The sequence below is a fragment of the Acinetobacter seifertii genome (assembly GCF_016064815.1).
In the GTDB taxonomy this organism is placed as follows: Bacteria; Pseudomonadota; Gammaproteobacteria; order Pseudomonadales; family Moraxellaceae; genus Acinetobacter; species Acinetobacter seifertii.
Window position 1 is genome coordinate 3,820,395 of the sequence record NZ_CP065820.1, and the last position, 14,480, is coordinate 3,834,874.

Annotated in this window: 12 protein-coding genes; 3 read left to right on the plus strand and 9 right to left on the minus strand. The window is 38.9% G+C overall.

Annotation, left to right across the window (positions count from 1 at the left end):
• Nucleotides 1-11: 11 nt before the first annotated feature.
• On the plus strand, nt 12-890 hold the full coding sequence (locus tag I8T81_RS17660; protein ID WP_198071753.1) for a dihydrodipicolinate synthase family protein: 879 nt from the start codon (nt 12-14) through the stop codon (nt 888-890).
• Nucleotides 891-932: 42 nt separating this feature from the next.
• On the opposite strand, the gene I8T81_RS17665 is transcribed toward I8T81_RS17660, so the two are convergent.
• Complete coding sequence (locus I8T81_RS17665; RefSeq protein WP_198071754.1) at nt 933-1,757, minus strand: TorF family putative porin; 825 nt, start codon at nt 1,755-1,757, stop codon at nt 933-935.
• 954 nt (nt 1,758-2,711) lie between these two features.
• On the opposite strand from I8T81_RS17665, the gene I8T81_RS17670 reads away from it, so the two are divergent.
• A complete protein-coding gene (locus I8T81_RS17670) occupies nt 2,712-4,028 on the plus strand; it encodes an OprD family outer membrane porin (protein ID WP_039254264.1) in 1,317 nt (438 codons plus the stop codon).
• A 103-nt stretch (nt 4,029-4,131) separates the two neighbouring features.
• On the opposite strand, the gene ppa is transcribed toward I8T81_RS17670, so the two are convergent.
• Nucleotides 4,132-4,656: an inorganic diphosphatase gene (gene ppa, locus I8T81_RS17675; protein ID WP_002121243.1), complete on the minus strand. Its 525-nt coding sequence runs from the start codon at nt 4,654-4,656 to the stop codon at nt 4,132-4,134.
• A 127-nt stretch (nt 4,657-4,783) separates the two neighbouring features.
• Nucleotides 4,784-5,182 carry an MAPEG family protein gene (locus tag I8T81_RS17680; protein WP_004699287.1) on the minus strand — a complete coding sequence of 133 codons (399 nt, stop codon included), beginning with the start codon at nt 5,180-5,182 and terminating at the stop codon, nt 4,784-4,786.
• A 106-nt stretch (nt 5,183-5,288) separates the two neighbouring features.
• On the opposite strand from I8T81_RS17680, the gene I8T81_RS17685 reads away from it, so the two are divergent.
• Nucleotides 5,289-5,672 carry a hypothetical protein gene (locus I8T81_RS17685; protein ID WP_191107130.1) on the plus strand — a complete coding sequence of 128 codons (384 nt, stop codon included), beginning with the start codon at nt 5,289-5,291 and terminating at the stop codon, nt 5,670-5,672.
• A 42-nt stretch (nt 5,673-5,714) separates the two neighbouring features.
• On the opposite strand, the gene I8T81_RS17690 is transcribed toward I8T81_RS17685, so the two are convergent.
• The 6 genes from I8T81_RS17690 to I8T81_RS17715 all read right to left on the minus strand — a co-directional run bounded on the left by I8T81_RS17690 (nt 5,715) and on the right by I8T81_RS17715 (nt 14,437).
• Nucleotides 5,715-7,394, minus strand: coding sequence for a long-chain-fatty-acid--CoA ligase (locus I8T81_RS17690; protein ID WP_004699291.1), 1,680 nt, complete (start codon nt 7,392-7,394; stop codon nt 5,715-5,717).
• Nucleotides 7,395-7,691: 297 nt separating this feature from the next.
• Nucleotides 7,692-9,911, minus strand: coding sequence for a DNA topoisomerase IV subunit A (gene parC, locus I8T81_RS17695; RefSeq protein WP_191107131.1), 2,220 nt, complete (start codon nt 9,909-9,911; stop codon nt 7,692-7,694).
• 152 nt (nt 9,912-10,063) lie between these two features.
• Nucleotides 10,064-11,383 carry a niacin transporter NiaP gene (gene niaP / locus I8T81_RS17700; RefSeq protein WP_191102371.1) on the minus strand — a complete coding sequence of 440 codons (1,320 nt, stop codon included), beginning with the start codon at nt 11,381-11,383 and terminating at the stop codon, nt 10,064-10,066.
• 82 nt (nt 11,384-11,465) lie between these two features.
• On the minus strand, nt 11,466-12,110 hold the full coding sequence (locus I8T81_RS17705) for a trimeric intracellular cation channel family protein (RefSeq protein WP_004699296.1): 645 nt from the start codon (nt 12,108-12,110) through the stop codon (nt 11,466-11,468).
• A gap of 45 nt (nt 12,111-12,155) precedes the next feature.
• The gene (locus I8T81_RS17710) at nt 12,156-12,623 is read right to left on the minus strand and encodes a YchJ family protein (RefSeq protein ID WP_198071755.1); all 468 of its coding nucleotides are present in this window, start codon (nt 12,621-12,623) and stop codon (nt 12,156-12,158) included.
• A 221-nt stretch (nt 12,624-12,844) separates the two neighbouring features.
• Nucleotides 12,845-14,437 (minus strand): TerC family protein, encoded by a 1,593-nt coding sequence (locus I8T81_RS17715; protein WP_077164297.1) that lies wholly within the window; start codon nt 14,435-14,437, stop codon nt 12,845-12,847.
• Nucleotides 14,438-14,480: the final 43 nt, after the last annotated feature.

Below are 14,480 nucleotides of genomic sequence, written 5' to 3' on the forward strand. Positions count from 1 at the left end.
AGATTTCGACCATGAAACTACACGGCATTATTGGCTACCCTGTTACGCCATTTTCTGATGACAACACCATTAACATTCCTGTTTTAAAACAAATGCTCGACTTGCTTATTGAAAATGGCTGCGATGCGATTGCACCTTTAGGCAGTACAGGTGAAAGCGCTTATCTTGAATGGGATGAGTGGTGTTTAGTCGCTAAAACTTCAATTGAAAGCATTAATAAACGCTTACCTGTCATTATTGGGATTTCAGAACTCACCACTGAGCAAGCCATCAAAAAGGCGCAAATCGCGCAAAGCTATGGTGCAGATGCACTTATGGTGATTCCTGTATCGTACTGGAAGCTCACAGACCAAGAGATTTTTGAATATTACCAAGCGATTGCCCAGGCAACGACTTTACCGATTATGGTGTATAACAACCCTGCAACCAGTGGTGTTGATATGTCTCCAGAGTTAATTGTGCGTATGTTTAATAACATTGCAAATATTACGATGGTGAAAGAAAGTAGCGGTGATATTCAGCGCATGCATAAAATTCAGGAACTCTCAAAAGGTGAACTTCCATTTTATAACGGCTGTAACCCTCTAGCTTTAGAAGCTTTATGTGCAGGAGCAAGCGGTTGGTGTACAGCAGCACCGAACTTATTAGGCCAACGACCTCAACAGCTCATTGAATATGTAAAAAATAGTGATTTAAGTCAGGCACAAAAGTCATTTTACCAACAACTTCCTTTACTACGTTTTATTGTAAATGGTGGTTTACCCAAAACGATTAAAGCAGGCTTAGAACTAAAAGGTGTCTCTGCAGGCTCACCACGTAAACCTTTATCGAAGGCCACAAATACTGAGCTTAACCATTTAAAACAACTACTTTCTGAAATAGAAAACTAATAAAAAAAGCGGGTAAATAACCCGCTTTTTTACAGCATAAACTTAGAAAGTTTTAGTTAAACTAAATACTAAGCCAGCGTCGTAAAGTTTTTTCTGAGCATCAGTCATACCAGAAGTACTGACATCAGTACCCACTACATCTAACTCAGCCAAAACACCTAAAATATTACGGTTGATACCAACTTTGTAATCGATATAGCTGTCGTCTGTTCCAGGACCACCAGCAACTACAGCTAAAGCTTCTTTATTTTTAAATTTGTTATAGCCAACTGATGCAAGTCCAGTAAATCCAGTGTTTGCAATTGGTGCAGAATAACCAACGTTAAAATACCAGAACTGTTTAGAGTTTGCCCAATAGTCATTTGAATAGTTGACGCCTACACTGAGTGCATCACCTTTAAGTAAAGAATCAGCAAACGTTAATTTACCGTAAACTTCATTAAAATCTAATCCATTTTTACCATCATAACCGACACCGTTACGGTCGAAACTATGGCCCGAACCAATGTAACCATAATGAATTACACCAACATCATAAGTAGGTGCAAGCTTATCGGATAACTTTAAAGTATTGGTATAACCCAAAGCCACATCTGTCTCAGTTGAGTTACCTGTTACGCCAAAATCAACACTTGAGCCCCAAAGCGATAAATAAGCCCCTGATTTATGAGAAAAAGTGAAACCACCTTGAATGGCAGGGTTATTTGAGGATTGGGTAACACCACGGAAGCGATAGTCTGTGGTCGCTGCTACACTTCCAGTTGTCGTGATGCCGTAAAAAGATGATGGAGCATTTTCAGCCATAACCATGGTTGAACCTGCCGTGAGTACGCCGAATGTTACTACTTTAAGTGCAAATTTCATCATTTTGATCTCCCCCACAATGAACGCACGATTTAATTGAATTAAACAAATTTTGTTACTTAAGCTTTAGCAATTGCTGTGCCAAGTTCATATTTGATATCGCTGCGCTGCATGAGTTTTGAAATCAATTTCTTTTTAAAATGAAAATATCGCCTAACGCTCATAGAAATATATTTATAAAAAACAATCCAATAAAAAGAAATTATTACAAAGCTAAAAATGCTCAACATAGAAAAACCCCTTGTCGGAAATTATTACCGAGGTTGGAAGTATTCATTTTATGCACGTAAATTTTCTATTTAGATTTAAAGACCAGATATAAAAAGTATGTAAATTATTGAAGGCGATCCTAGTAATGTTCTGTGAGTGAGCATATTTGGTTAATTTATTTATTTATGAGTTAAAGTCAATGAACTATTTTGGATCTTTTTTAAGCGACAATATAAACAAAAAGGATACTGCACAAAACTTACGCAAAATATTGCACTATTTTTGATCAGCTCAACTAAATCATTATTGGCTTTTTATAACACCTATTCTTAATATATTGCACTTTTAAAATAACGTTACATTATAACAATTCAAATAGTGTTTAAAATGAATCGTCGAAAAAATCAACTTAAAGCAAGGTTAAAAAGTAAACATATCCAGCAAAAAAGAGCAAAAAACGAACACAAGAATCAACTATTTTTTAAAGTTTGAATATAAAATAAATGGTAAAAATCAACTAAAAAATAAATTACTTTTTTTATTTTAAACAATACATTAAGTATAAAACACTATGAGTAAATTTACTAAACATCTAGTACCACATTAATCAATTTCTGCATAGCATATATAAAATAAAATCAACAAAAATATATCTTTTTTATAGATTACTTATACAATTGATGGAAATCCTAGGCCCTGAATTATAACAAGGCACAGGATTTATCGTTTTTATGAGGTTCTTTAAATATGCTAAATGCACAAAAACTTACATTAGCAGTTCTCATTTCTGCGGCAATAATTTCCTCAGCTCAGGCAAGCGAGCAAAGTGAGGCAAAAGGATTTGTTGAAGATGCGAACGGTTCTATTCTCTTCCGTACAGGTTATCTAACTCGCGACAAGAAACAAGGCGCGAAAGATACTAGCTCAGTTGCTCAATCGGCAATTGTAAATCTTGAATCTGGCTTTACCCCTGGTATCGTTGGTTTCGGTGTTGGCGTTGTTGGTGATGGTTCATTTAAAATCGGTGAAAATAAAAATGCCGGCAACCAAATGATTCCTAAAAACAATGATGGTTCAGCTTATGACCATTGGGGTCGTGGTGGCGGTAGCGTTAAAGCTCGTTTCTCAAATACGACTGTACGCTACGGTACTCAAGTACTTGATTTACCAGTTTTAGCAAGTAACACTGGCCGTATGGTTCCTGAATATTTTACAGGTACTTTATTAACAAGCCATGAAATCAAAAATCTTGAATTAGTTGCTGGTAAATTCACTAAAGACCAAATGTCTGACCAAATCAATACTGATGCTGATGTAAACGGCAGAGGCCTTGATCGTGCAATCGTTTGGGGTGGTAAATATAAGTTCAATGATAACTTAAATGCCTCTTACTATGGTTTAGACAGCAAAAATGCGCTTGAACGCCATTATGCTAATGTGAACTTTAAACAGCCTTTAACAAATGGCAGCTCATTAACTTATGACTTCAGTGGCTACCACACTAAGTTTGATGCTAATGCACATACTTATTCAGCAACTGGAACAGTAGCACCTAATTATGGTGACACTGGTGTAGCTGGCGAAGAAAAAACCAACAACATTTGGGCATTCTCTACCACTTATAACACTGGTCCACACAGTGTTATGCTTGCTTACCAACAAAATACTGGTAATGTTGGTTATGACTATGGTCAAAATGCTGACGGCTTCCAAAGTATTTATTTACCAAACTCTTATATGTCTGATTTCATCGGTAACCACGAGAAATCTGCACAAATTCAATACAATGTTGATTTCGGTAAATTAGGTGTATTACCTGGTTTGAACTGGACAACTGCATTTGTATACGGTTGGGACATCAAAGTTCGCAATGTAACTGACGATGCTCAAGAGCGCGAATTCTTCAACCAAGTAAAATACACAGTTCAAAGTGGTTTTGCTAAAGATGCAAGTCTTCGTGTCCGTAACTCTTATTACCGTGCGAGCGATGCTTACCAAGGTGCGTACATCGGTGATACAAACGAATGGCGTATCTTCCTTGATATTCCTGTGAAATTATTCTAATTCATAGATCTATCAAGCATAAAAAAACCTACCTGTCTACAGGTAGGTTTTTTATTGAGCCTAGAATATCAATTAAGACACTCTAGGCTCATAAAATCAGAGTTTATTTAGCAGCTTCGATAGCTTTCAATACTTCAGCTTTAGCAACGTCAGCACCTTCCCAACCGCTGATTTTTACCCATTTGCCAGGTTCTAAATCTTTGTAGTGGCTGAAGAAATGCTCAACTTGACTAATTAACAATGGAGGAAGATCTGTATATTCCTTCACGTCTTTGTAAAGTGGAGATAATTTCTCGTGTGGAACTGCGATTAATTTCGCATCGATACCACCGTCATCTTCCATGTTTAATTTACCAACTGGACGGCAACGAATTACAGAACCAGCAGCAACAGGATGTGGAGTTACAACAAGTACGTCTAATGGGTCGCCATCTTCAGATAAAGTATTTGGTACATAACCATAGTTTGCTGGATAGAACATTGCTGTGCCCATGAAACGGTCTACAAACAATGCATCAGAATCTTTGTCAATTTCATATTTAATTGGCGCTGCATTTGCAGGAATTTCAATGATGACATAGATGTCATTTGGGGCATCTTTACCTGCTGGGATATTGCTGTAACTCATATCAATACTCTTTCGTTATGAAGTCAGATGTAAAATCCACTCGATTATAACGTGGATATCATCAAAATGATGCCGATTATACAATGCGCACACGCGAAAGTTGATATGAATGGTGACAGAATGACACTCAAGTCAGCTTAATTGTCACGATCAACAAAAATATTGGACATAACAATGATAAAAACCAGACAATCGAACGTAAAGTTGCCCAATTACATAAATAACAGATGCCATAAATGACACGTAAAATAATATATGCCCAACCCAATCTCAAAATAAAGTATTCAGGAACGACCATATATTCAGCCATCAAAATAGCTGTTAAAAATAAAGGTAAACTTTCAAAACTATTTTGTTGTACTGCATTTGCCCGAGCAGCGATACCCTTTGTATTAGCAAGAAAATCTCTTGGGTTCTGATTATCGACGGGTTGAAAACCGCCTTTAAATTTTGCAATTACGGTAAATGCGTATGGCAGCAAACATGCCACTAAAATAATATAGATAATGCTGCTGATGCCGTGCATAGTGCCATCCATCACTGAAAATACTGTTGATCATGCTATCATAACTGATCGCTTTTACCTGAAATTTTATGCAATCGCATGTCATCACTGATTTATAGGGCTATGTATGCAACAACCTGATCAAAAAGAATTGTTTGATGTCTTAGAAAAGCAAAAGAAGAATCAGCTTCAGGTAGACCTCATATTTAAAATTGTATTACCTATCGTCGCTTTTTTACTGAGTGTAATTTGTGCAAATTTAAATTGGCAGTCGACACTGAGTACCTTTGTGATTTTAACGATTGCCTTTATTGCTGTAGGTATTAAAAGGCTTACCTTATGGCATTGGCTGATTGTAATTAGCTTATATTGCCTCGCAGATAATTACCTGAGTTATGGTCAGCTTGATTTAACTCACCTACGTTTACAACTTGGCACTATGCTTGTTTTTGTAGGTATGGTTGGAATCGGCCGCCCTTATGTAGACCGCTGGTTTATGAAAAACCGTTAATCATAAAAAAGCGCCCTATGGCGCTTTTTTATGATTCAAGAATTATGCAGGCTTACGTAAATCTTTACGTAAAATTTTACCTACATTTGATTTTGGTAATTCATCCATAAACTCAACATAACGAGGGCGTTTGTAGCCTGTTAAGTTTTCTTTAGCAAAGTTCAAAATTTCTTCAGTTGTTAAACTTGGATCTTTTTTCACAATAAAGAGTTTTGGCACTTCACCTGATTTTTCATCTGGAACACCAATTGCTGCAACTTCCAATACTTTTGGATGTTTAGCAATAACTTCTTCAATTTCACTCGGATAAACGTTAAAGCCAGAAACCAAAATCATATCTTTTTTACGGTCTACAATTTTTGTATATCCGCGGCTGTCCATAATACCGATATCACCAGTACGGAAGAAGCCGTCGGCTGTCATCACTTTAGCGGTCTCATCCGGACGGTTCCAATATCCTTTCATGACCTGAGGACCACGGATTGAGATTTCGCCTTGTTCACCTAAAGGTACTTCTTTTCCATCATCATCCAAAATTGCAACATCGGTTAACGGTAATGGAATACCAATCGTACCGCTAAATTCAGTCGATGTCGGTGGATTCGCAGTTGCAACTGGCGAAGTTTCTGATAAACCATAACCTTCGATAATGGTTGTACCCGTAATTTTCTTCCAAGCTTCTGCTGTAGAAGGTAAAACTGCCATACCACCGCCCATCGCCATTTTTAAATTGCTATGGTCGAGTTGCTTAAACTCTTCATTATTTACTAAAGCATTAAATAATGTATTTACTGCTGGGAAAAATGATGGTTGATATTTGCGCAACTCATTAATTACGGCAGGTAAATCACGAGGGTTTGGAATTAAGATATTTGCCTGTCCTTTGTACATACCGTACATCGCACAAACCATGAATGCAAAAATATGGTAAAGCGGTAATGCACAAACAATACGGTCACCTTTCGCCCCATCATTTGCACCAAATTTACTTTGGAAAATACCATCACACTGTAAAAGGTTAGCAACCAAATTACGGTGAGTCAGCTCAGCACCCTTTGAAACGCCCGTTGTACCACCCGTATATTGAAGCACGGCTGTATCGCTTAAAGTTAAATTCGGACGTTTGTAATTGCTTGGATTTTCTTTATTTAATGCGCTATTAAATTTAACATGGCCCGGAATGTTCCAAGCTGGAATTTGTTTGCGCACTTTACGCAAAACAAAATTGACTAAAGTACCCTTAAGTGTACCTAACATGTCTCCAACAGAAGCAACTACAACATGCTTGACTGGAGTTTTACCTAAAATACTTTGGTAAACGCTTGCAAAGTTCTCGATAATGACAAGAACTTCAGCACCTGAGTCATTTAACTGATGCTCAAGCTCACGTGCAGTATATAGTGGGTTAACATTCACTAAAATTAAACCAGCACGGAAAACCGCCAAAGCCACTACAGGATACTGCAATACGTTTGGCATCATCACTGCCACGCGAGTTCCTTTTGCTAACCCCAAATTTTGCAAATAGGTCGCGAATTTACGGCTTGCAAGCTCCAACTCGTTAAATGACATGGCTTTATCCATAAAGATAAAGGCATCACGAGAACCAAATTTCTGGAAATTACGCTCAAAAATATCAACAATTGAGGTATTTTCTGCAGGCAATGCTACTGTTTCTGGTATCCCTGTCTTTTGGTATTCTGCAAACCAAATCTTTTCCATAATGCCATTATCTCCGATTCGTAATCCTTAGTAATAACTGTTATTCAATGCCCCAGCTATTCTTTAGCTTCTTGGTGCCAGAACATATTTAAAACTTATTGGCACATTCATGACACTTTCGAACAAGATTATGAGACAGAAGTTTTGACAATTTGTCCCTGTCAAATTTTTTGCATGGAGTACAAATTACGTACTCCAAATTGCTGCCCTTTTAATCATTATTCAATACCAACAAGTTCAGTTCACTGCTTGAACTTGTTGCCATATATAGCGTATTTATGTTGCCAGACGCTAGCTTTATCTCTGAATCAACAGTTTATTTGCTTTTTGATATCCACGTGGTAAGAGCTGACCTTTCGAAGCACGTTTACCCATGTATTTTTGTAGATCATCACCTTTTAATTTCAGATGTTGTTGACCTGCAACCACCTGAATTATTTCATCTAGGTTCAAGGTTGTCATGGATAAAATCTGCTCTTTCGCTTCAAGTTGTATCAACTTATTACCTTTACCTTTATTTAAATTTGGTAATTCTGCCAAATCTAAAATTAACAAACGCCCTGCTGAGCTGAGCACAGCCAAATGTGTCATGTTTTGTGCAGAGATAAGCGGTAAAGCTTTTGCCTTATCAGGCACTGTTAAGAATGTCTTACCAGCTTTGGCATTTGTATCTAACTGTTTAACTTGAGTTTTAAAACCATAACCCGCTGAACTTGCAGCAATTAGTTCAGATTCATCATCATCTAAATAAGCCTGAATAAATGCTACCCCACTTGCTGGAGAGAGTTTCGAACTTAATGGATCACCTAAGCCTCTGGCTGAAGGTAAGCTACTAATTGGTAAAGCATAACTACGCCCTGTTTCATCAAGGAAGTAAACTCGTTGATTGGTTTTACCTACTGCATGGCTTAAATATTGATCCCCTGCACGGTAGTTTAGGTTTTCAGCATCAACATCTGCTCCTTTTGCTGCACGAACCCAACCCGCTTCTGATAAAACGACTGTTACTGCTTCAGCTGGCATTAAATCTTGTTCTTTAATTTGAACAGCTTCAGCACGCGCAACAATTGGAGAACGACGTTCGTCACCAAACTTTTTCGCGTCTTCTTTTAATTCGCCAATAATTAGATTTTTCAAAGACTCAGGATTTTCCAATTGTTCACGAATAATGGCAGCTTTTGTAGCGAGCTCATCTTGTTCGTGACGGATTTCCATCTCTTCAAGCTTTGCCAAATGACGTAATTTCAGCTCTAAAATCGCTTCTGCTTGTATTTCATCAATATTGAAATGTTCCATCAATACTGGCTTAGGCTGATCTTCTTCACGAATAATACGAATCACTGTATCAATATCAAGATAAGCAATTAACAAACCCGCCAAAATATGCAGGCGCTTTTCAATACGATTTAAATGATATTGCAAACGGCGAGTTACCGTTTTTTTACGGATTTCGATCCATTCAAGCAAGATACGGCGAATCGATTTAACTTGAGGACGACCATCTTCACCAATCATGTTCAAATTGACACGATAGCTTGACTCTAAATCAGTGGTCGCAAATAAGTGGCTCATCACTGCTTCCGCATCAATACGGTTAGAACGCAGCACAATCACCAGTCGTGTTGGGTTTTCATGATCAGACTCATCACGTATGTCCACTACCAATGGTAGCTTTTTAGCCTGCATCTGATCGGCAATTTGAGTAATCACTTTAGAGCCAGATACTTGATACGGTAACTCGGTGATCACGATTTCATGCTTTTCAACGGTATAAACCGCACGCATGCGATAACTACCACGACCAGTTGTCTGGATTTTAAGCAACTCTTCTGGCGGAGTAATAATTTCAGCTTTGGTTGGTAAATCTGGAGCTGGAATATATTCAGCTAATTTCTCATCTGAAGTTTGTGGGTTACGAATTAAGGCAATCGTTCCTTTAATCACTTCACGTAAATTATGCGGTGGAATATCGGTTGCCATACCCACAGCAATACCAGTTGTACCATTGAGTAGAATATTCGGAATACGCGCTGGCAATGTAATCGGTTCTTTTAGTGAACCATCAAAGTTATCTTGCCATTCAGTTGTGCCCTGACCTAACTCATTTAACAACAACTCACTATAAGCCGAAAGTTTGGCTTCTGTATAACGCATTGCAGCAAATGACTTAGGATCATCTGGTGCTCCCCAGTTACCTTGACCTTCGATTAAGGGATAACGATAACTGAAAGGCTGAGCCATTAAGACCATGGCTTCATAACAAGCCGAGTCACCATGTGGATGATATTTACCAAGTACATCACCCACTGTACGCGCTGATTTTTTAGGCTTACCACTATTTTTTAAGCCTAGTTCGCTCATGGCATAGACAATACGGCGCTGTACAGGCTTTAAGCCATCACTGATATGCGGCAATGCACGGTCCATAATGACGTACATGGCATAATTCAAGTAAGCCTGTTCAGTAAATTCGGCTACAGAGCGGTTTTCTGTCGCATGATGCGCAAGGCTGGTCATAGTCAGCTTATCTTCCAAATCAGTCGTTATTTTAAGTGTGTATTATGCTAAGTGGGCTATGTTACAGACACAAGAGGGACTCTGTCACCTGAGCGTCAAATTATGTCTTATCTCTCAATATTTTTAGTTACTTGCTATAAAGTTAGGCAAAACTATAGCCCGATCGACTCTAGTCTTTTACCTTGAGTCTCTTCACCTAATATCAAAATAACCAATGCCACAGCAAGTAAAACAACAGTAAACATCATAAAAACGTGATTAAACCCGTTTTTAGCGACCATCATATGAGTCACGACGATTGGCGCGACAATGCCACCAATACGCCCCATTGCCGATGCCCAACCCGAACCAAAGGCACGAATGTTGGCCGGATATTGTTCTGGTGTATAGGTATATAACACTCCCCATGCACCCAAATTAAAGAATGACATGAGACAACCCCAAAACATAATGCTATTTACGCTGTCGGCTTGTCCAAAGAAATATGCAGATAAGGCACAAAAACCGATAAATGCCGCGAGCGTAATTTTTCGACCTAAACGTTCAACAAACCAAGCAGCCGCTAAGTAGCCCGGTAGCTGCGCCAAAATCATAAGCAATACATATTCAAATGATTTAACAACATCGTAGCCTTGTTTCACCAATAGACTTGGTAACCAAGTAAAGATCCCGTAATAGGAATACACAATTCCAAACCAGATCAGCCAGAGCATTAAACTTCTACGAGCAAATTGACCACTCCAGAGCTGTTTAAATGAAACTTTTTGTCGCATCGCCACAGGCACGACTTCAATATGGTGAACTATTTGCACGCATGCTTCGGCTTCTAGTTTTTGTACCAGTGCATGCGCTTCTTCAATACGTCCACGGTTAATCAGGTAAGGTATCGACTCAGGGACTTTTTTCCAAATCACTAAAATATAAAGAAGTGGTAGGCCGCCCATAAGAAAGGCGATATGCCAGCCAAATTTAGGAATAATAAAATAAGAAATGAGCGCTGCAACCAGCCACCCTAGTCCCCAAAAACTTTCAAGCAGAACAATAAATCGGCCACGAACATGGGCAGGCACATACTCACTGACCAGTGTGACTGCTACAGGTAACTGACCACCTAGTCCTAGCCCAACAATAAACCGAAAAATTAATAGCCACTTTAGATCAGGAGCAAAAGCACATAAAGCTGTAGCAATACTATAAATGGCCATCGTAATCGCAAATACCGTTTTACGGCCAAAACGATCTGCTAAGGCACCAGAACAAACTGCACCGATAGCCATGCCCACAAAGCCGATACTGACAATCCAACCACTTTCAGCCGGTGTTAATAACCAGTCTTTAACAAGGGTTGTCATAATAAAAGCAATAATGCCGGTATCCATCGCATCAAACATCCATCCCAGCCCTACTACCCATAAAAGCGTGTAGTGAAATTTGCCAATTGGAAGATTTTGTATACGTGAAACCAGATCCATAGGATTAACTCTACTGGAAAGATTAAGTGAGCAAGACCATATATAGAATTGTTATATCATGCCCACATGAAGTTCTGAATGATTAATGTTCGTCGGTAGAAGAAGCCGACTCTGCGTCATCATCTTTATAAATAAATTTAGGCATTTCCAAACCAAAATAAATGGCAATCAAACGTAAAGTAAAGCCGAAAATTAGGGTCGAAATAACAGTTAACTCTAGACTTAATCCTATATCCTGACAGACCCAATAACAGATCACTGCCACAAAAGAAATGCTCGCGTAGAGTTCACGGCGGAAAACAAATGGCACATCGTTACATAAAATATCACGTAAAATACCACCCGAAACCCCAGTCAAAACACCTGCTACGGCTGAAACGACAAAGCCATGCCCCATTTGTAAGGCAATCTGACAACCAATAATGGTAAAGCCAATCAAACCTAAAGCATCAAGTACCAAGAAAATGTTATGTAAATGGCGCATCCATTTGGCAATAATGATGGTAACAAAGGCAGCGCAACACGTTAAAACTAAATATTCAGGATGCTTCACCCACGTTAAAGGATAGTGCCCAAGTAGTACATCACGGACAGAACCACCACCTAAGGCCGTTACACAGGCAATCAGTACAACACCGAACCAGTCCATACTCCGTCGCCCAGCAGACAATGCTCCAGTCATGGCTTCGGCAGTAATCGCAATAATATAAATAACGGTGAGTAACATTGCCCTTTCCTTCAGGCCAAACGGTGGGCGTATTTTAAGATAAACTTATAGGAATTGTGCACAGCATTGTTTAAATTTTTTTCCTGAACCGCAGATACAAGGCTGTTTCATAGTGACTTGCATATCGACCGTTGGATCAAGGAAAAACCATTGCTGCTGGTGATACACAAAATGTGAAACTTCATGGTGGATTTGAGCACTTTTTCCATCATGATAATGAGCTTTGAACTCCACCTGTGCATGAGTCTTATCCAACTTTTCTTTGGCTTGGATGACTTCTAAACCCAACCATTGATTTTGTTTACTCCAATCTGCAATAGCTTCTTTATCAAGAGCAGATTGCTGTCCTAGTGCTGTGGTTTTAACAATATAATCAATTTGTTGTAATGCAAAAGCACTATAACGGGAACGCATAAGCTGCTCCGCAGTCAGGGCTTTTGCTGTACCTAAATGTAAAGGCTCACAACATTCTGCATAACTGCCCTTTCCACATGGACAAATTTGTTCTGTCATTAAGTTTCTCAGAAAAAAGATTTACCAAATTTTGGCTAGATGGACGGCGACATGGATGTCGCCTGTTGGTCAGGGGTTACACGGATGTACCCTCTGACCAACAAAGATTTTTGTTACTTTTCATCTTTGAAAAGTAAGGAGGTTTGCCTAATCAAACTTAATCGAGTCTAAATCACCTTATGAGGCTGTATGGCAAAATAACTCTTTAATTGTATTAAAAATTAATCTTTTGATTCATCTTGTTCGATAGAAACAATATGAACTTTCTCGATCTTGTGACCTTCCATAGTTACAACTTCAAAGCGATAACCATCCGCTTCCACAGTTTCACCATTTTCAGGTAAACGACCTAAATGGAATAACAAATAACCAGATAAAGTAGAATATTGTTCACTTTCATCTACTAAGTCACGACCAAGTAAAAGAGATACGTGGCGAATGTCGGTTGAACCTTCAAGTATTAAAGAACCATCTTCTAAGCTTTCAGCTGCTGCATCTAGTTCGTCTTCATCAGGGAACTCACCTGCAATTGCTTCTAAAATATCAATTGGTGTCGCAATACCTTCAATTGAACCATACTCATTTAAAACAATCGCCATTTGTAAAGGAGCCTGACGTAACTGCTCCATCACCATAAGCACTTGAGCATTTTCATGCACAATGACTGGTTCACGTAAGTGCTTTTGGAAATCAACAACACCCGTTTCAATAAAGTTATTTAAAACTTTATGCGTAAGCGCGATCCCTTCAATATTATCAAGCTCACCACGAGCGACAATTAAACGTGAATGTGTCATCGACATTAAACGTTCTTTCAAAACTTCCGGTTCGTCGTCTAAATCAATCCATTCAAGTTCAGGTCGTGGAGTCATCACCGACTTTACTGGACGTTCAGATAACCCAAGTACACCTTGTACAAGCACACTATGGTAAACACCGTTTTCTTCGTCAAAAACTTCATCGGCAAAAGCTTGTGTAGCTAATACATCTTCGTTATCAGCCGTTTGAGCATCGGAAGTAGAACTGCTATTTTTACTGCCTAACATGCGTAAAACTGCAGATGCTGTGCGATAACGTAAATCTGTAGTAGTGACTAGCTTTTCTTGATTGCGGCGCATGGTTTGGTTGATCATTTCGACTAAAATCGAGAAACCAATCGCAGCATATAAGTAACCCTTCGGAATATGGAAACCAAAACCTTCCACCACCAAAGAGAAACCAATCATCATTAAGAAGCCAAGACACAGAATAACGACTGTTGGGTGCTTATTTACAAAGTCCATGAGTGGTCTCGAAGCCCACAACATGATACCCACAGCAATCACAACAGCAACCATCATCACTGACAGCTCTTTGACCATACCCACCGCAGTAATTACGCTGTCTAATGAGAATACGGCATCAAGCACAACAATCTGGACAATAACCATCCAGAACGCGGCATGGACAGGGTTATCTTCTTTATGAAGCTGTTTACCTTCCATTCGCTCATGCAATTCCATGGTGCCTTTAAAAAGCAAGAACACACCACCGAATAATAAAATCAAATCACGACCAGAGAATGGATGATCAAAAATATGGAAAAGCGGTTGGGTGAGTGTCACAACCCAAGCAATCGAAGCTAAAAGTATTAGCCGCATTCCTAAGGCGAGTATTAAACCAATTATACGTGCTTTAGCTCGCTGCTCTGGCGGCAGTTTTTCGGCCAAAATAGCAATAAAGACGAGGTTATCGATCCCCAGTACGATTTCAAGAACAATTAATGTAGCTAAGCCTACCCAAGCAGACGGATCAGACATCCATTCAAAGATCATTGATCCTGCTCCTGTGCTGGGTGGATTTTATCTTTATTGGGCA

What these genes read in the sequence shown, in the direction of transcription:
- I8T81_RS17660 (WP_198071753.1), top strand. Translation starts at nt 12, where the DNA reads ATGAAACTACACGGCATTATTGGCTACCCTGTTACGCCATTTTCTGAT.
- I8T81_RS17665 (WP_198071754.1), bottom strand. Translation starts at nt 1,757, where the DNA reads ATGATGAAATTTGCACTTAAAGTAGTAACATTCGGCGTACTCACGGCA.
- I8T81_RS17670 (WP_039254264.1), top strand. Translation starts at nt 2,712, where the DNA reads ATGCTAAATGCACAAAAACTTACATTAGCAGTTCTCATTTCTGCGGCA.
- ppa (WP_002121243.1), bottom strand. Translation starts at nt 4,656, where the DNA reads ATGAGTTACAGCAATATCCCAGCAGGTAAAGATGCCCCAAATGACATC.
- I8T81_RS17680 (WP_004699287.1), bottom strand. Translation starts at nt 5,182, where the DNA reads ATGCACGGCATCAGCAGCATTATCTATATTATTTTAGTGGCATGTTTG.
- I8T81_RS17685 (WP_191107130.1), top strand. Translation starts at nt 5,289, where the DNA reads ATGCAACAACCTGATCAAAAAGAATTGTTTGATGTCTTAGAAAAGCAA.
- I8T81_RS17690 (WP_004699291.1), bottom strand. Translation starts at nt 7,394, where the DNA reads ATGGAAAAGATTTGGTTTGCAGAATACCAAAAGACAGGGATACCAGAA.
- parC (WP_191107131.1), bottom strand. Translation starts at nt 9,911, where the DNA reads ATGACCAGCCTTGCGCATCATGCGACAGAAAACCGCTCTGTAGCCGAA.
- niaP (WP_191102371.1), bottom strand. Translation starts at nt 11,383, where the DNA reads ATGGATCTGGTTTCACGTATACAAAATCTTCCAATTGGCAAATTTCAC.
- I8T81_RS17705 (WP_004699296.1), bottom strand. Translation starts at nt 12,110, where the DNA reads ATGTTACTCACCGTTATTTATATTATTGCGATTACTGCCGAAGCCATG.
- I8T81_RS17710 (WP_198071755.1), bottom strand. Translation starts at nt 12,623, where the DNA reads ATGACAGAACAAATTTGTCCATGTGGAAAGGGCAGTTATGCAGAATGT.
- I8T81_RS17715 (WP_077164297.1), bottom strand. Translation starts at nt 14,437, where the DNA reads ATGATCTTTGAATGGATGTCTGATCCGTCTGCTTGGGTAGGCTTAGCT.